Source organism: Erwinia oleae (genome assembly GCF_000770305.1).
Classification (GTDB): Bacteria; Pseudomonadota; Gammaproteobacteria; order Enterobacterales; family Enterobacteriaceae; genus Erwinia; species Erwinia oleae.
The window spans coordinates 1-17531 of record NZ_JNVB01000019.1 but is presented as its reverse complement, the minus strand read 5'-3'; the positions used below and the strand labels follow the sequence as shown (position 1 = coordinate 17531).

14 protein-coding genes are annotated in these 17531 nt (G+C 56.7%); 9 read left to right on the top strand and 5 right to left on the bottom strand.

The features are described 5' to 3' along the window. The first annotated feature begins 100 nt into the window (after nt 1-100). Together rapA and rluA are read left to right on the top strand one after the other, a co-directional pair. A complete protein-coding gene (gene rapA, locus GS12_RS08205) occupies nt 101-3007 on the top strand; it encodes an RNA polymerase-associated protein RapA (protein ID WP_034912216.1) in 2907 nt (968 codons plus the stop codon). A gap of 41 nt (nt 3008-3048) precedes the next feature. Continuing rightward, on the top strand, nt 3049-3702 hold the full coding sequence (rluA, locus tag GS12_RS08200) for a bifunctional tRNA pseudouridine(32) synthase/23S rRNA pseudouridine(746) synthase RluA (protein ID WP_034912215.1): 654 nt from the start codon (nt 3049-3051) through the stop codon (nt 3700-3702). Nucleotides 3703-3734: 32 nt separating this feature from the next. Here the strand turns inward: rluA and djlA are convergent, their stop codons facing one another. Next, the gene (gene djlA / locus GS12_RS08195; protein ID WP_034945778.1) at nt 3735-4553 is read right to left on the bottom strand and encodes a co-chaperone DjlA; all 819 of its coding nucleotides are present in this window, start codon (nt 4551-4553) and stop codon (nt 3735-3737) included. 157 nt (nt 4554-4710) lie between these two features. Between djlA and lptD the strand changes: the two genes are divergently transcribed. Genes lptD through apaH form a run of 6 tightly spaced genes read left to right on the top strand, consistent with a single transcriptional unit; the run spans nt 4711 to nt 11497 of the window. Then, nucleotides 4711-7107, top strand: coding sequence for an LPS assembly protein LptD (gene lptD, locus GS12_RS08190; protein WP_034945776.1), 2397 nt, complete (start codon nt 4711-4713; stop codon nt 7105-7107). Nucleotides 7108-7159: 52 nt separating this feature from the next. After that, complete coding sequence (surA, locus tag GS12_RS08185) at nt 7160-8455, top strand: peptidylprolyl isomerase SurA (RefSeq protein WP_034912209.1); 1296 nt, start codon at nt 7160-7162, stop codon at nt 8453-8455. Further along, nucleotides 8445-9431 (top strand): 4-hydroxythreonine-4-phosphate dehydrogenase PdxA, encoded by a 987-nt coding sequence (pdxA, locus tag GS12_RS08180; RefSeq protein WP_034945774.1) that lies wholly within the window; start codon nt 8445-8447, stop codon nt 9429-9431. Before surA ends, pdxA begins: the two co-directional genes overlap by 11 nt. Beyond that, nucleotides 9428-10249 carry a 16S rRNA (adenine(1518)-N(6)/adenine(1519)-N(6))-dimethyltransferase RsmA gene (gene rsmA, locus GS12_RS08175; RefSeq protein ID WP_034945772.1) on the top strand — a complete coding sequence of 274 codons (822 nt, stop codon included), beginning with the start codon at nt 9428-9430 and terminating at the stop codon, nt 10247-10249. Before pdxA ends, rsmA begins: the two co-directional genes overlap by 4 nt. Before the next feature lie 3 nt (nt 10250-10252). Next, on the top strand, nt 10253-10630 hold the full coding sequence (gene apaG / locus GS12_RS08170) for a Co2+/Mg2+ efflux protein ApaG (protein WP_034912203.1): 378 nt from the start codon (nt 10253-10255) through the stop codon (nt 10628-10630). 36 nt (nt 10631-10666) lie between these two features. Then, nucleotides 10667-11497 (top strand): bis(5'-nucleosyl)-tetraphosphatase (symmetrical) ApaH, encoded by an 831-nt coding sequence (apaH, locus tag GS12_RS08165; protein ID WP_034912200.1) that lies wholly within the window; start codon nt 10667-10669, stop codon nt 11495-11497. 29 nt (nt 11498-11526) lie between these two features. On the opposite strand, the gene folA is transcribed toward apaH, so the two are convergent. Then, the gene (gene folA, locus GS12_RS08160) at nt 11527-12006 is read right to left on the bottom strand and encodes a type 3 dihydrofolate reductase (RefSeq protein ID WP_034945770.1); all 480 of its coding nucleotides are present in this window, start codon (nt 12004-12006) and stop codon (nt 11527-11529) included. 175 nt (nt 12007-12181) lie between these two features. Between folA and GS12_RS08155 the strand changes: the two genes are divergently transcribed. Continuing rightward, nucleotides 12182-12796, top strand: a complete 615-nt coding sequence (locus tag GS12_RS08155; protein WP_034945768.1) for a LysE family translocator — start codon at nt 12182-12184, stop codon at nt 12794-12796. 35 nt (nt 12797-12831) lie between these two features. Here the strand turns inward: GS12_RS08155 and GS12_RS08150 are convergent, their stop codons facing one another. From GS12_RS08150 to GS12_RS08140, 3 genes are all read right to left on the bottom strand, one after another. Next, nucleotides 12832-13569, bottom strand: coding sequence for an acid phosphatase (locus tag GS12_RS08150; protein WP_034912197.1), 738 nt, complete (start codon nt 13567-13569; stop codon nt 12832-12834). 163 nt (nt 13570-13732) lie between these two features. Beyond that, nucleotides 13733-16957 (bottom strand): carbamoyl-phosphate synthase large subunit, encoded by a 3225-nt coding sequence (gene carB / locus GS12_RS08145; protein WP_034945766.1) that lies wholly within the window; start codon nt 16955-16957, stop codon nt 13733-13735. Between the two features lie 14 nt (nt 16958-16971). Then, the coding region (locus GS12_RS08140; RefSeq protein ID WP_034945765.1) for a carbamoyl phosphate synthase small subunit at nt 16972-17531 on the bottom strand (560 nt) is incomplete at its 5' end.

Genomic DNA, 17531 nt, shown 5'->3' with positions numbered 1-17531 from the left:
CCTGATTATCTGAACCCTCCTGCCGGGCGTCTGCGCCGGGCGGTTGTACTGTTGCCTCAAAAAATCTGAAATCATCTTACGAGAATCGAGCCGAATATTTATGCCTTTTACACTTGGTCAACGCTGGATAAGCGATACGGAAAGCGAACTGGGATTGGGAACTGTCGTCACGGTAGAACCGCGCATGGTGACGCTGCTTTTTCCTGCCACCGGTGAAAACCGTCATTACGCCAGAAGCGATTCTCCCGTAACCCGCGTGATATTTAATCCGGGCGATACCGTCACCAGCCATGAAGGCTGGCAGTTAGTCGTCGATGAAGTGGTAACGGAAAACGATCTGGTCACCTATGTGGGTACGCGACTGGATACCGCTGAACCGGGCGTGTCGCTGCGCGAAGTGATGCTGGACAGCAAGCTTGCGTTCAGCAAACCGCAGGATCGGCTGTTCGCCGGTCAGCTCGATCGCATGGATCGCTTCGCCCTGCGCTTTCGCGCACGTAAATATCACAGCGAGCAGTATCGCCTGTCGGTAAGCGGCCTGCGCGGGATGCGCACCAGCCTGATCCCGCATCAGTTGCATATCGCCCATGACGTCGGGCGCCGCCATGCGCCACGCGTGCTGCTGGCGGATGAAGTCGGCCTGGGGAAAACCATCGAAGCCGGCATGATCATTCACCAGCAATTGCTGGCAGGCCGCGCCGAGCGCGTGCTGATCGTCGTACCCGAAACGCTCCAGCACCAGTGGCTGGTCGAGATGCTGCGTCGCTTTAACCTGCGCTTCGCCCTGTTTGACGACGAGCGCTACGCGCAGGCCGAACTGGACAGCGACAACGCCTTCGAAACTGAACAACTGATTATCTGCTCGCTGGATTTCGTGCGCCGCAGCAAGCCGCGCCTGGAAAAGCTGGCCGATGCCTGCTGGGACCTGATGGTGGTTGATGAAGCGCATCACCTCGCCTGGGAAGAGGGCAAGCCAGGTCGTGAATATCAGGTTATTGAGCAGCTTGCCGCGCAGATCCCCGGCGTGCTGCTGCTCACCGCCACGCCGGAACAGTTAGGTATGGAGAGCCATTTTGCGCGTCTGCGCCTGCTGGACCCGGATCGCTTCCACGACTTTGCCGCTTTTGTTGAGGAGCAGCAGCACTTCCGCCCGATTGCCGATGCGGTGGCGATGCTGCTGGCCGATAAATCCATCAGCCAGCAGGAGATGAATCTGCTTAACGATCTGATGGGTGAAGAGGATATTGAGCCACTGCTGCAAACGGCCAACGGCGACGGCGCGGGCAAGCACGAAGCGCGTCAGGCGTTGATTAGCATGCTGACGGATCGTCACGGCACCAGCCGCGTGCTGTTTCGCAACACGCGCAACGGCGTGAAGGGTTTCCCGCATCGCGAACTCCATCAGATCCGTCTGCCGCTGCCGACGCAGTACCAAACCGCCATTAAAGTCTCCGGGATCATGAGCAGCCGTAAAAGCGTTGATGAGCGCGCCCGCGACATGCTCTATCCCGAACAGATTTATCAGGCATTTGAAGGCGACAGCGGCACCTGGTGGAACTTTGATCCGCGCGTTGAGTGGCTGATGGGCTTTCTCACCAGCCACCGTGACCAGAAAGTGCTGGTGATCTGCGCCAAAGCCGATACCGCACTCCAGCTTGAGCAGGTACTGCGCGAGCGCGAAGGCATCCGTGCGGCGGTGTTCCATGAAGGCTTGTCCATTATCGAACGCGACCGCGCCGCCGCCTGGTTTGCGTCAGAAGAGGATGGCGCGCAGGTGCTGCTCTGTTCTGAAATCGGCTCTGAAGGGCGTAACTTCCAGTTCGCCAGCCAGATGGTGATGTTCGACCTGCCTGCCAACCCGGATCTGCTGGAGCAGCGCATCGGCCGCCTGGATCGTATTGGTCAGGTTCATGATATTCAGATCCACGTGCCTTATCTGGAAAAAACGGCGCAGTCGGTGCTGATCCGCTGGTATCACGAAGGGCTGGACGCTTTCGAACACACCTGTCCGACCGGCCGCGCCATTTACGATCGGGTACAGCCGCAGCTGGTCTCATTCCTCGCCGCACCGGAAAATACCGAAGGGCTGGATGCATTCATCGACGAATGCCGTAAAGAGCACGCGGCCCTGAAAGCGCAGCTTGAACAGGGGCGCGATCGCCTGCTGGAGCTGCACTCCAACGGCGGCGAAAAAGCGCAGGCGCTGGCGGACGTCATCAGCGAGCAGGATAATAATATTGAGCTGGTTAACTTTGCGCTTAACCTGTTCGATATTGTCGGCATCAATCAGGAAGATCGCAGCGACAATCTGATCGTACTCACGCCGGGCGATCACATGCTGGTGCCGGACTTTCCGGGCCTGCCGGAGGATGGCTGCACCATCACCTTCGATCGCGCCCAGGCGCTTTCACGGGAAGATGCGCAGTATGTGACCTGGGAGCATCCGATCATTCGTAACGGACTGGATCTGATCCTCTCCGGCGATACCGGAAGCTGCGCGCTTTCGCTGCTGAAAAACAAGGCGCTGCCGGTCGGCACGCTGCTGCTGGAGCTGATCTACGTGGTGGAAGCGCAGGCGCCGCGCCATCTTCAGCTCACGCGCTTCCTGCCGCCCACGCCGATCAGAATGCTGGTCGATCGTCAGGGAACCAACCTGGCGGGCAAGGTTGAGTTTGAAAGCTTTAACCGTCAGCTCAATGCGGTCAATCGCCATAACGGCAGCAAGCTGGTCAATGCGGTGCAACAGGATGTACATGCGATCCTGACGCTGGCAGAAGATCAGGCGGCGGCCGAGGCGCGCAACGTCATTGATGCCGCGCGTCAGGAGGCCGATGAGAAGCTCAGCGCGGAACTGTCGCGCCTTTCTGCGCTCAGTGCCGTCAATCCGAACATTCGTCAGGATGAGATCGACGCGCTGGAGAGCAATCGCGAACAGGTGTTGTCCGCGCTTAACGATGCGGGCTGGCGTCTTGACGCGCTGCGCCTGATCGTCGTTACGCATCAGTAACTTCGCAAGGGCGGCGCAATCCGCCCTTTACAGGCAAAGAATTGGAACCCTATAACCCACCGCAAGAGCCCTGGCTGCACATCCTCTATCAGGACAGCGCAATCATGGTGGTAAATAAGCCAGGCGGACTGCTCTCCGTGCCGGGCCGTCTGGCAGAGCACAAGGACAGCGTGATGACGCGTATCCAGCGCGATTTTCCCACGGCGGAGTCGGTGCATCGTCTGGACATGGCGACCAGCGGCGTTCTCGTGGTGGCGCTGAACAAGGCCGCCGAGCGCGAGCTGAAGCGACAGTTTCGCGAGCGGGAGCCGCAGAAAACCTACATCGCCCGCGTCTGGGGACATCCGGCGCAGGAGAAAGGCCTGGTGGATTTACCGCTGATTTGCGACTGGCCGAACCGGCCAAAGCAGAAGGTCTGTTTTGACACCGGAAAACCGGCACAAACGCTCTATCAGGTGCTGGAATATGAGAAGGACAACTGCGCGCGCATGCAGCTTAAGCCCATCACCGGACGCTCCCATCAGCTACGCGTGCATATGCAGGCGCTGGGGCATCCGATTTTAGGCGATAACTTTTACGCTGACGACGCCGCACGGCTGATGGCGCCCCGTTTACAGCTTCATGCAGAGACGCTGACCATTACCCATCCGCTGTATAAAACGCCGATGACCTTTCGCCAACCGGCGGACTTTTAGCGTATTGAAGCGGGAGCAGACCGCTCCCGAGATTACTTAAAGCCTTTTTCGCGCTTGATCAGGTCGTAAGCCGACTGGATCTCCTGCGCCTTTTCCTTCGCCATCTCCATCATTTGCGGCGGCAGCCCTTTGGCCACCAGTTTGTCGGGATGGTGCTCGCTCATCAGCTTGCGGTAGGCGCGTTTAATGGTGGCGGCATCGTCGCTGCGTTTTACGCCGAGCACGCTGCATGCGGCTTCCAGCGTCGGCCCGCGCTGCTGGCCCGGCTTAAAGCCGCCTGACTGCTGGTAGCTGTGCCCGCCGCCAAACTGCTGACCGCCTTCCATCATTTTCAGAAACTGGTCGAACTGTACGCGAGATATACCCAACTCTTCTGCGATCACGTAGAGCACCTGACGCTCGTTGGGATGAAGCGAGCCGTCGGCGAACGCCGCCTGAATCTGAATTTCCAGAAACATACGGATCAGATCGAAACGGCCAAAGCAGGCGCTGCGCAGTTCGCGGAGTCTTTCGCGCAGCGGATAGCCGCTCTCTTTGCCTTCGCGAAAGGCGCGCTGTGCGGCAGTTCTGGCTTCGCCGTGCAGCTGCATTCTGTCCATCAGCAGCGACGCCATCTGTATGTCGGCGTCGGTCACCCGCCCTTTTGACTTGGTCAGATGGCCCATCACCTGAAAGGTGGTGCTGAAGAACAGCGTTTGACGCGTTTGCTGATTGGCGAAGTAGCCCTGCCCTTTTATCGCGCGCGCTTTATCAAACAGATGACCAATCAGCAGGCCGAAGGCCACTCCCCAAAAGCCGGCGCCGCTTAACAAACCCAGCACAAGGCCAATTACTTTTCCCCAATAGCGCATATACTCCTCAATTCGCCATGCTCCCGGCTGAAAATTGCATTATCATACCTGTCATTTCGCCACGAGCCTAACGGCAACGCGTCTGTAAATTGTAAGATGAAGGGCATAGCACTAGCGCAACGCAGTTGAGTACGTTAGTCTCTGACCGTTTGTCGGCATGATGCCAGCTATCACGGAATTTTCGATACCGCGTATGAAAAAAAGAATACCTACTTTGCTGGCCACGCTTATCGGTTCAGCGCTCTACAGCCAGCAGGGTCTGGCCGACGATCTCGCCTCGCAGTGTATGCTGGGCGTGCCCAGCTATAATCGTCCGCTGATTGAGGGCCAGAATACCAACGATCTGCCGGTAACGATTAATGCCGACCAGGCGAAGGGTAACTATCCCGATAACGCGGTATTCAGCGGTAACGTCGATATTCAGCAGGGCAACAGCCGCATGCTCTCTGACGAAGTGCAGCTTCATCAGAAGCAGCAGCCCGGAGAGACCACGCCGGTTCGGACCGTTGATGCGTTAGGAAATGTACATTACGACGATAATCAGGTCATCCTGAAAGGTCCGAAAGCCTGGTCGAACCTGAATACCAAAGACACCAACGTCTGGGACGGTTCTTACCAGATGGTGGGCCGCCAGGGCCGCGGCACCGGCGATCAGATGAAGCAGCGCGGACAAAACCGCTACACCATTCTTGAAAATGGAACGTTCACGTCTTGTCTGCCCGGCGATAACAGCTGGAGCGTGGCGGGAACCGAAGTGATTGAGGATCGTGAAGAGCAGGTTGCTGAAATCTGGAACGCACGCTTTAAAATCGGCGCAGTGCCGGTGCTCTACAGCCCCTATTTGCAGTTGCCGATCGGCGACCGCCGCCGTTCAGGTTTTCTGATCCCTAACGCCAAATATGGCAGTTCCAACGGGTTTGAATTCATTCTGCCCTATTACTGGAACATTGCGCCGCAGGCCGATGCCACTATCACGCCGCACTATATGAGCAAGCGCGGCTTACAATGGCAGAATGAGTTCCGCTACCTGACCAAAGCGGGCGCGGGGCTGATGGAGTTCGACTACCTGCCGACCGACGATCAGTTCAATAAAGACGCCGATGCGCGCAACATTTCCGATGAGAAAGATTCGAATCGCTGGCTGTTCTTCTGGAAGCATTCCGGCGTCTACGAGCAGAACTGGCGCTTCAACGTCGATTACACCAAGGTCAGCGATCCTTACTACTTCACCGATCTGGATTCGACCTACGGTAACTCGACTGATGGCTACGTCACGCAGAAATTCAGCGTGGGTTACGCCGAAAAGAACTGGGATGCGACCTTATCAACCAAGCAGTTCCAGATTTTCTCAACCAATGCCAATAATGACGTTTACCGTGCCGAGCCGCAGTTAGATTACAACTATTATCAGAATGACGTCGGGCCGTTTGATACGCATCTCTATGCACAGGCGGTCAAATTCACTAACGTGAACGACGACTATCCTGACGCGACGCGCCTGCACGTTGAACCCACGATTAATCTGCCGCTCTCTAACGGCTGGGGCAGCCTGAATACGGAAGCGAAACTGCTGGCGACGCACTATCAGCAGGAAAATATTGAGTACTACAACGACAATGTCGACACCAGTAAAGTTAACCAGCTGAAAAGCACCGTTAACCGCACCATGCCGCAGTTTAAGATGGATGGCAAAATGGTGTTCGATCGTAATATGGACTGGTCGCCGGGCTATACGCAGACGCTGGAACCGCGTATGCAGTACCTCTATATTCCCTATCGCGATCAGAGCGACATTCGCGCCTACGACTCCACGCTGCTGCAAAGTGATTACACCGGCCTGTTCCGCGACCGCACCTACAGCGGTCTGGATCGTATTGCTTCTGCCAACCAGTTAACCAGCGGCGTGACCACACGAATTTTTGATAACGATCTGGTTGAACGTTTTAACGCTTCTATAGGTCAAATCTACTCGTTCACGCCTTCCCGTACCGGCCTGTCTACGGCAGACAACGACGACCGTGGCAGCCTGGTGTGGGCAGGCGACACTTACTGGAAGATCAGCGATCGCTGGGGCGCGCGCGGCGGCGTTCAGTACGATACGCGCCTTGATGATGTTTCGCAGGGCAATGCCGTACTGGAGTACCGTCGCGACGCCGACCGCATGGTACAGCTGAACTATCGCTATACCAGCCCGGAGTACATTGAGCAGACCTTAAGTCAGATCAGAAACCCAGGCTATCAGCAGGGGATTTCACAGGTAGGCACCACGGCCAGCTGGCCGATTGCGGACGCCTGGTCAGTAGTAGGCGCATGGTATTACGATACTAAAGCGAAACAACCGGCCGACCAGCTGCTTGGCGTGCAATACAGCTCCTGCTGTTACGCGATACGTCTCGGCTACGAGCGGAAGATCACCAGCTGGGAAAACGACAGCAGTAAGTATGACAATAAAATCTCATTCAACATTGAGCTACGGGGTCTGAGTCCTTCGTACAGTTTGGGCACGGGTGAAATGCTTCGTCAGGGTATCCTGCCGTACCAGCGCTCTTTCTGATGTTGTTCGATAGTATGCAAACCCGCAGTGCGGATAGAAGAATGGAAAAGGTATGAAGAACTGGAGAATGCTGATCCTTGGTGCAGCGCTGACAGCCAGCACCGCGTTTGCAGCCCCGCAGGTTGTTGATAAAGTTGCCGCCGTCGTGAATAACGGCGTGGTTCTGGAAAGTGACGTTGACGGCATGATGCAGTCAGTGAAAGGGCAGGCCCAGCAGGCGGGTCAGCAGTTACCGGATGACAAAACGCTGCGCCATCAGATCGTTGAGCGCCTGGTCATGGACAATATTTTGTTGCAAATGGCCAAACAGGGCGGCATGCAAATTTCCGATGCCCAGCTCGATCAGGCCATTGGCAATATTGCCGCGCAGAACAAGATGAGCATGGATCAGCTGCGTAGCCGTCTGGCTTATGACGGCATGAACTACGCCACCTACCGCGAGCAGATCCGCAAAGAGATGACCATTGCCGAAGTGCGCAATAACGAAGTGCGCCGTCGCGTGACCATTCTGCCGCAGGAGGTGGATTCGCTGGCGAAACAGGTCGCCTCGCAGAACGATGCCGGCACCGAGCTGAACCTGAGTCATATTTTGCTGCCGCTGCCGGAAAACCCGTCTCAACAACAGGTTGACGATCAGGAAACGCTGGCGAAGCAGTTAGTCAGCGAAAGCAAAGGCGGCGCCGATTTCGGCAAGCTGGCCATCACCTACTCTTCCGATCCGCAGGCCTTAAAAGGCGGCAACATGGGCTGGGGCCGCATTCAGGAGCTGCCATCGCTGTTTGCTCAGGCGCTGTCGACGGCGAAAAAAGGCGACATTATCGGCCCGATTCGTTCTGGCGTTGGCTTCCATATTTTAAAAGTTAACGACATGCGCGGTGATAAGCAGAGCATCTCCGTGACCGAAGTTCATGCCCGTCATATTCTGCTGAAGCCATCGCCGGTGCTGACCGACGATCAGGCGCGCCAGAAGCTGCAACAGATTGCTGCGGATATTAACAGCCGTAAAACCACCTTCGCTGAAGCGGCGAAACAGCTTTCTCAGGATCCGGGTTCCGCGAATCAGGGCGGCGATCTGGGCTGGAGTTCACCGGAAATCTACGATCCTGCGTTCCGCGACGCGCTGCTGCGCCTGAATAAAGGCCAGATGAGCGCGCCGGTGCACTCCTCGTTCGGCTGGCATCTGATTCAGTTAATGGACACGCGTAAGGTCGATAAGACCGATGCCGCGCAGAAAGAACGCGCCTATCGTCTGTTGTTTAACCGCAAATTTGCGGAAGAGGCCCAGACCTGGATGCAGGAACAGCGTGCATCGGCCTATGTGAAGATTCTGGATACGAATGCGCAGTAACGCACGTGTTGTGATCACGCCCGGCGAACCCGCCGGGATCGGGCCCGATCTCACCGTTCAACTGGCCCAGCGTGCCTGGCCCGTTGAGCTGGTTATTTGCGGCGATCCGGTGGTACTACGGCAGCGCGCGCAGACGTTAGGGCTTCCTCTTACGCTGCGCGACTACCAGCCCGGCGTGGCGGCACAGCCGCAGGCGGCCGGAACGCTCACCGTGTTGTCGGTACCCGTCCAACAGCCGGTCACGCCAGGTGAACTCTGCGTGGCGAATGGTCATTACGTGCTCGACACGCTGGCTCGCGCCTGCGATGGCTGCCTGAACGGCGAGTTCGCTGCGCTGATCACCGGCCCGGTTCATAAGGGCGTCATCAACGACGCCGGTATCCCCTTCAGCGGCCACACTGAGTTTTTCGCCGAGCGCGCCGGTCGGGCGCGCGTGGTGATGATGCTGGCGACCGAAGAGCTGCGCGTCGCGCTCGCCACCACGCATCTTCCGCTGAAAGACGTCTCTGCCGCGATCACTCGCGAAAGCCTGCTCGAAACGATTGGCATTCTTCATGCCGATCTGCAAAGTAAATTCGGCATCGCGTCGCCGCATATTTTTGTTTGCGGGCTGAATCCGCACGCGGGAGAAAGCGGACATATGGGCCGCGAAGAGATTGACGTGATCAACCCGGCGCTGAGCGAACTGCGCAACCGCGGCATGTTACTGACCGGCCCGCTGCCGGCCGACACGCTGTTTCAACCCAAGTATCTGCAACAGGCCGATGCGGTGTTGGCGATGTACCACGATCAGGGCCTGCCAGTATTAAAATATCAGGGGTTTGGACGGGCGGTGAATATCACCCTCGGCCTGCCTTTTATCCGCACCTCCGTCGATCACGGCACCGCTCTTGAGCTGGCTGGCCTTGGCAGCGCTGATGCGGGCAGCTTTACTACGGCGCTTAACCTCGCCATCACCATGATTGAATGTCAATGAATAATCGCGTCCATCAGGGCCACTTCGCCCGCAAGCGTTTCGGCCAGAACTTCCTTAACGATCCGTACATTATCGACAGTATTGTCTCCGCCATTCACCCGCAGCCAGGCGAAGCCGTTGTCGAAATTGGTCCCGGCCTGGGCGCGTTGACCGAACCGGTCGGCGAACGTCTTGAACGCATGACGGTGATTGAGCTGGATCGCGATTTGGCCGCACGCCTGCAAACGCATCCGTTTCTCGGCCCCAAACTGACGATTTTCCAGCAGGATGCCATGACCTTTGACTTTGCCGCCTATGCACGCGAGCAGGGTCAGGCGCTGCGCGTATTCGGCAACCTGCCGTATAACATCTCCACGCCGTTGATGTTCCACCTTTTCAGCTATACTGATGCGATCCGCGACATGCATTTTATGCTGCAAAAAGAGGTGGTGAATCGGCTGGTTGCCGGGCCGGGCAGTAAAGCGTATGGGCGCCTGTCGGTGATGGCGCAGTACTATTGCCAGATAATTCCGGTACTCGAAGTGCCGCCGGCCTCCTTCACACCCGCGCCTAAAGTCGATTCCGCGGTGGTTCGCCTGGTACCCTACGCCAGTTTGCCGTATCCCGTAGAGGATATCCGCACCCTGAGCCGGATTACCACGGAAGCCTTCGGCAAGCGTCGTAAAACGCTGCGTAACAGCCTTGGTCACCTGTTTACTACCGAGGTTCTGGAAGAGATGAATATCGATCCGATTTTACGCGCTGAGAATATCTCGGTGGCACAGTATTGCCAGCTGGCAAACTGGCTGACTGCGCATCCTCAGCCGCAGGAGAACTGATTCATGACCGACACGCCCAGGGTTTGTGTTCACGTGCAGAGCGTCTGGATACCTTCGCAGTCTTCCCCGGAGGAGGACCGCTACGTTTTCGCTTACACCATTACCATTCGCAACCTTGGGCAGTCCGCCGTACAGCTGCTCAGCCGCTACTGGCTGATTACTAACGGCAACGGTCGTGAAACGGAAGTTCAGGGAGAAGGCGTGATTGGCGAGCAGCCGCACATTGCGGCGGGTAACGAGTTCCAGTATACCAGCGGTGCGGTACTTGAAACGCCAATGGGCACCATGCAGGGCCACTACGAGATGATTGATCAACAGGGCACCACGTTCCAGGTTGAGATCCCGGTATTCAGGCTGGCCATTCCCAGTAAAATTCACTAAAGCCTGTTCACAGGCGTCTTGTCGCAGGCAGACTTAATGAGTACGTATTTAATTGGCGACATCCACGGTTGCTACGACGAACTTCAGTCTTTACTTCAGCAGGTTGATTTCAATCCCACTCAGGACACGCTCTGGCTGACCGGCGATCTGGTCGCGCGCGGCCCCGGTTCGCTTGAGGTACTGCGGTTTGTGCGCTCGCTGGGCGAGTGTGTTCGCCTGGTCCTGGGTAACCACGATTTGCATTTGCTGGCCGTTTTCGCCGGCATCAGTCGTAATAAGCCAAAAGACCGCCTTTCAGTGCTGCTCGAGGCAGACGATGCCGATGAACTGATTAACTGGCTACGCCGTCAGCCACTGCTTCAGGTTGATGAAGAAAAGAAGCTGGTGATGGCGCACGCCGGGATCACGCCGCAGTGGGATCTGGAATCGGCAAAGATCTGCGCGAAAGAGGTGGAGGCGGTGCTTTCCAGCGATACCTATCCGCTGTTCCTCAATGCCATGTATGGCGATATGCCGAATAACTGGACGCCTGAACTGACCGGACTCGCGCGGCTGCGCTTCAGCACCAACGCGCTGACCAGAATGCGCTTCTGCTTCCCCAATGGTCAGTTGGATATGATCTGCAAGGACTCGCCGGAATCCGCGCCGCCGCCGCTGAAGCCGTGGTTCGCCATTCCCGGCCCGGTGTCAAAAGAGTACACCATTATTTTTGGTCACTGGGCATCGCTGGAGGGCAAAGGCACGCCCGAGGGCATCATCGGTCTGGATACCGGCTGCTGCTGGGGCGGAACGCTGACCATGCTGCGCTGGGAAGACAAGCGCCTCTTCGTGCAGCCTTCTAACCGCGAGCGCGCGCTGGAAGAGTAGCAGCGGGCGGAGACAGCTCCGCCCTTCTGCTAACGGCGGTCGAGGATCTCAAAGCAGTAGCTGTGGCTGTTTTTCTCGTCAGCGTCGTGGAACTCGCTAAAGGTTGACTGCCATTGATCCGGCTCGTAGTCCGGGAAGGTGGTATCGCCTTCCACTTCCACGTCAATATGCGTCAGATAGAGCCGGTTAGCGCGGGGTAAAAGCTGCTCATAAATCCGGCCGCCGCCAATGATCATGATCTCCTCCGCATCGCCGGCTGCCAGCAGCGCATCGTCGATGGAACTCACCCAGGTTACGCCTTCCGCTTCGCCTGTCTGGCTACTGATCACGATATTGAGGCGTCCGGGCAAAGGACGGTCAATTGATTCCCATGTCCGGCGTCCCATAATCACAGGCTTGCCCAGCGTGTTACGTTTGAACCACGCCAGGTCGGCTGGAAGATGCCAGGGCATAGCGTTCTCCATGCCAATCACGCGATCGGCTGCGATAGCCGCAATAAAGCTAATCATTCATTAACACTCAACAGGCGATAAAATTCGCGCCATCATACGTAAAGGCGAAACTTTCGTCGATAGCTAAACCGGACGTTTTACACAAAGTTAAAAAGGCTGATTTTTTCCATCCACCGCACATCATTCATCATCCATGCTAAGATCCGTCTTTCGATTTAACGCAGATGTGACCATGTTAGAAACCAGCTTATTTATTGCCACGATTGCCACGCTGGGGATGCTCTCCCCCGGCCCGGATTTTTTTCTGATTATCAAAAATGCGGCGCGCTATCGTCGCAGCGCGGCGCTGGTCACTTCGCTGGGCGTCATCTGTGGCGTCATCACCCATATGACCTACTGCGTGGCAGGCCTGGCGGTGGTGATCACCACCACGCCCTGGCTGTTCATGCTGCTTAAATATGCAGGCGCGGCGTACCTGATTTACGTCGGCGCGATGGCCCTGCTCTCACGCGCAGGCGGGAAAATGGATCTCAGCGGCGTGAAGGCGGAGTCAACCTCTTATAAGAAAGCGTTTATACAGGGCTACCTGTGTAACCTGCTGAATCCTAAAGCGACGCTTTTCTTCCTGTCGATGTTTACTCAGGTGCTTAACGTCCATTCCGGCTTTGGGGAAAAACTGTGGTACGCAGGAATTATTATTGCCCTCTCCTGCCTGTGGTGGCCGCTGCTGGTGGTATTGATTCAGAGCGCGCCGGTGCGTCGCGGACTGGCGAAAGCGCAAAAGCTGGTTGATAAGCTGCTCGGCGGTGTGCTGATCGCGCTGGGCATAAAAGTCGCGCTGTCATAGAAGCAAAAAACCTGCCGCGGCAGGTTTTTTTACTATCAGGAGGCGTTACCGCGTTTGAATTCGTCTTTCGCCTTTTGTAACTGCTCGTTGAAAGCGGGTTCCGCATGCAGGCGCGCCACGATAGCCGACGCCACAACGCGCGCCGCCGTCACGTCGCTTTGCCAGTGATAGCCGCAGATCACCCGGCTTTGCCCCATTTCGTAGCCGCGTTTGAAAATTTCCGCCTGGCGGCCAGGATTTATTTCTGCCAGTACCAGCGCCGTGGCCCAGCCAATGGTGGTGTGACCTGACGGATAAGAGCCATTTTTAGACAGGCTGCTCTCTTCGTCGGAGCGGCAGGTTGGCTCATTGTAGAAGGCAAAAGGCCGGATGCGCATGTAATGTTCTTTTGCGCCGCGCGTCGCCAGATCCCCTGCATCTTCACGCATTTTCATCACCAGCCGATAGATTTCCGGGGTTTTCTCTTTGCTGATCGCCATGCCAAACGCGTCGGATAACGCTTCCGCTACGCCATCACCGGCAACGTGAGCATCCTTCCACGCCTGCTTGCCGCGCGGCGTATTCCTGAGCATTTTGCCCACGTCATACTGTGCTTTATCGTTCTGGAAATCGATGCTGTCCATTGCCGGCGGCGGCGGCAGTAGCGCCAGGCTGTCAATGCTCTGGGATTCTTTTAGAAAATAGACGTCGGGTTTTGTGGTGACGTCTTTTGCCGCAAAGGCAAGCTGGGTGGTGAAAGCGCAAATCAGTGAGGTTAACAGGATTTTTTTCATAAGGGTTCCAGCGTAGGCATTAAAAGTGAGACATCAGTATCACTTTCAATACTAAGGAAACCCGCTGGCGCTTGCTATTAACGCTGTCACAAAACTGACATAGTTGTAACAAGAAATGTTTTATTTCCTGAAAAAACCCCGCCGAAGCGGGGCCAGTCACACATTACCGCTGTATCTGCGCGTGCATCTCCTGCACCGAAATCACCTGTTCCGTTGGATCTGCATTGAGCGACATCGCCGTGGCAAAGCCGCCGTTCAGCGTTGTGTCATAGTGCACTTTGTACTGAAGCGCGCTGCGGCGGATCAGCTTTGAATCTTCAATGGCCTGGCGTCCCGCCGTGGTATTGACGATATAAGCATACTCTCCGTTCTTCAGGCGATCCTGAATATGCGGGCGGCCTTCATGCACTTTGTTCACCAGGCGCGGATTGATGCCCGCCTCGCCCAGCACCACGGCCGTACCGTGGGTGGCGTCAAGTTCAAAGCCCAGTTTTTGCAGCTTTGCCGCCAGGTCAACAATACGCTTTTTGTCTTCCTGGCGAACCGACAGCAGCGCGCGTCCGCTTTTCTTCATGTTGCTTTGCGCGCCCAGCATCGCCTTAGAGAACGCCTCAGCGAAGGTACGTCCCACGCCCATCACCTCACCGGTTGAGCGCATTTCCGGGCCAAGAATCGGATCAACGCCCTGGAATTTGTTGAACGGCAGCACCACTTCCTTCACCGAATAGTAAGGCGGAATAACTTCTTCAGTCACGCCCTGCTCCGCCAGTGATTTACCGGCCATCACGCGCGCGGCCACTTTCGCCAGCGGCACGCCGGTGGCTTTGGAGACGAACGGCACGGTACGCGCCGCGCGTGGGTTAACCTCAATCAGGTAAACCTCGTTATCCTTCACGGCAAACTGCACGTTCATCAGGCCGCGAACGCAGAGCTCAAAGGCCAGTTTTTCCACCTGCTGACGCATGACGTTCTGAATGTCAGCGCTCAGCGTATAGGCAGGCAGAGAACAGGCCGAGTCACCGGAGTGCACGCCCGCCTGCTCGATATGCTCCATAATGCCGCCAATCAACACGCGTTCGCCGTCGCAGATGGCGTCAACGTCCACTTCCACCGCATCATCCAGGAAGCGATCCAGCAGCACCGGCGCATCGTTGGAAACCGACACCGCCGTCTGGAAGTAGCGTTTCAGATCGACCTCATCGTAAACGATCTCCATCGCGCGGCCGCCGAGCACGTAGGAAGGGCGCACCACCAACGGATAGCCAATCAGCAGGGCTTTCTCAATCGCCTGCTCCGTAGTGGTGACGGTGGCGTTAGCGGGCTGTTTGAGACCGAGGCGATCCACCGCCTGCTGGAAACGTTCGCGGTCTTCCGCGCGGTCAATGGCATCCGGGCTGGTGCCGATAATCGGTACGCCAGCGGCTTCGAGATCGCGCGCCAGCTTCAGCGGCGTCTGGCCGCCGTACTGCACGATGACGCCTTTCGGCTGCTCAATACGCACGATTTCCAGCACGTCTTCCAGCGTTACCGGCTCAAAGTAGAGGCGGTCGGAAGTGTCATAATCGGTGGAAACGGTTTCGGGGTTACAGTTAACCATTATCGTTTCAAAACCGTCTTCGCTCAGCGCCAGCGCGGCGTGCACGCAGCAGTAATCAAACTCGATGCCCTGGCCGATACGGTTTGGCCCGCCGCCCAGCACCATGATTTTTTCACGATCCTGGTTTGGGTTTGCCTCGCACTCTTCTTCATACGTGGAGTACATGTAGGCGGTGTCGGTAGAGAATTCGGCGGCGCAGGTATCAACGCGCTTATAAACGGGATGCAGATCGTACTGCTCACGCAGTTTGCGGACTTCCGCCTCAGCAACGCCCGCCAGCATGGAGAGTCGCGCATCGGCAAAGCCTTTACGCTTCAGATCCCTCAGGAACTCTTTCGTCAGGCCATTAATGCCTTCGCGGCTTACGCGCTCTTCCAGCCGCACCAGTTCTTCAATCTGCACCAGGAACCAGCGGTCAACGTTGGTCAGGTTGAACACGCCGTCAACGGACATGCCCGCCCGGAAAGCATCAGCGATATACCAGATACGATCGCAGCCAGCGTCCTTCAGTTCGCGGCGAATGTGCGTCAGCGACTCGGCATCGTTGTGATCGACCTTCGGATCAAAGCCTGCGGCACCCACTTCAAGCCCGCGCAGCGCTTTCTGCATCGACTCCTGAAAGGTGCGCCCGATCGCCATCACTTCGCCGACCGACTTCATCTGCGTCGTCAGGCGGTCATTGGCGCCCGCAAATTTTTCAAAGTTGAAGCGTGGAATTTTGGTCACGACGTAATCGATAGAAGGTTCGAACGATGCCGGGGTCCGGCCGCCGGTGATATCATTCATCAGCTCGTCAAGCGTGTATCCCACCGCCAGTTTGGCGGCGATTTTCGCGATAGGAAAGCCGGTCGCCTTTGACGCCAGCGCCGATGAGCGTGATACGCGCGGGTTCATCTCGATGATGATCAAACGGCCATTTTCCGGGTTGACCGAGAACTGCACGTTCGATCCGCCGGTTTCTACGCCGATTTCACGCAGCACCGCCATCGAGGCGTTACGCATGATTTGATACTCTTTATCGGTCAGCGTCTGCGCAGGCGCCACGGTAATGGAGTCACCGGTATGGATACCCATCGCGTCAAAGTTTTCGATGGAGCAGACAATAATGCAATTATCATTTTTGTCGCGCACCACTTCCATTTCATACTCTTTCCAGCCAATCAGCGATTCGTCAATCAGCAGCTCATTGGTTGGCGAAAGATCCAGGCCGCGCTCGCAGATCTCTTCAAACTCTTCACGGTTGTAGGCGATGCCGCCGCCGGTGCCGCCCATGGTGAAAGAGGGACGAATAATGCACGGGAAACCGACATCGGCAGCCACCGCCAGTGCCTCTTCCATGTTGTGTGCGATGCCGGAACGCGCCGTTTCCAGACCAATTTTCTTCATCGCTTTATCGAAACGCTGGCGGTCTTCCGCTTTATCAATGGCGTCTGCCGTCGCACCGATCATCGTGACACCGAACTCGGCAAGCACGCCCTGCCGCTCCAGCTCCAGCGCGCAGTTCAGCGCCGTCTGGCCGCCCATGGTTGGCAGCACCGCGTCAGGGCGCTCTTTTTCGATGATTTTACGCACCACTTCCCAGTGAATTGGCTCGATGTAAGTTGCATCGGCCATATCCGGATCGGTCATAATGGTGGCGGGATTTGAGTTTACCAGAATGACGCGGTAACCCTCTTCGCGCAGCGCTTTACACGCCTGGGCGCCCGAATAGTCAAACTCACAGGCCTGGCCGATTACAATGGGGCCTGCGCCAAGGATCAGGATACTTTTTATGTCGGTACGTTTTGGCATTTTCTCGCTCCTGATTATTTCGCGGTTGAACGGTAAGCTTCGATCAGTTCGATAAAGTGATCGAACAGCGGTGCGGCATCGTGCGGGCCGGGACTGGCTTCCGGGTGCCCCTGAAAACTGAAGGCGGCTTTATCGGTACGATGAATACCCTGCACCGTGTGGTCAAACAGCGACGTATGGGTAATGCGCAGGTTTGCCGGCAAATTTGACTCATCCACTGCGAAGCCGTGGTTTTGTGCGGTAATCATCACGGTATTGTTATCGTGATCTTTAACCGGATGGTTGCCGCCGTGATGGCCCAGCTTCATTTTGACGGTCTTCGCGCCGCTGGCCAGCGCCAGCAATTGATGCCCCAGACAGATACCAAAAACTGGAATATCGGTTTCAAGAAGGGTTTTGATCGCCGTAATCGCGTAATCGCACGGCTCAGGATCGCCGGGGCCATTTGCCAGGAAAACGCCATCGGGATTCATCTTCAGCACGTCGGCGGCAGGCGTCTGCGCCGGAACAACGGTCAAACGGCAGCCGCGATCGACCAGCATGCGCAAAATATTTCGCTTCACGCCGTAATCAT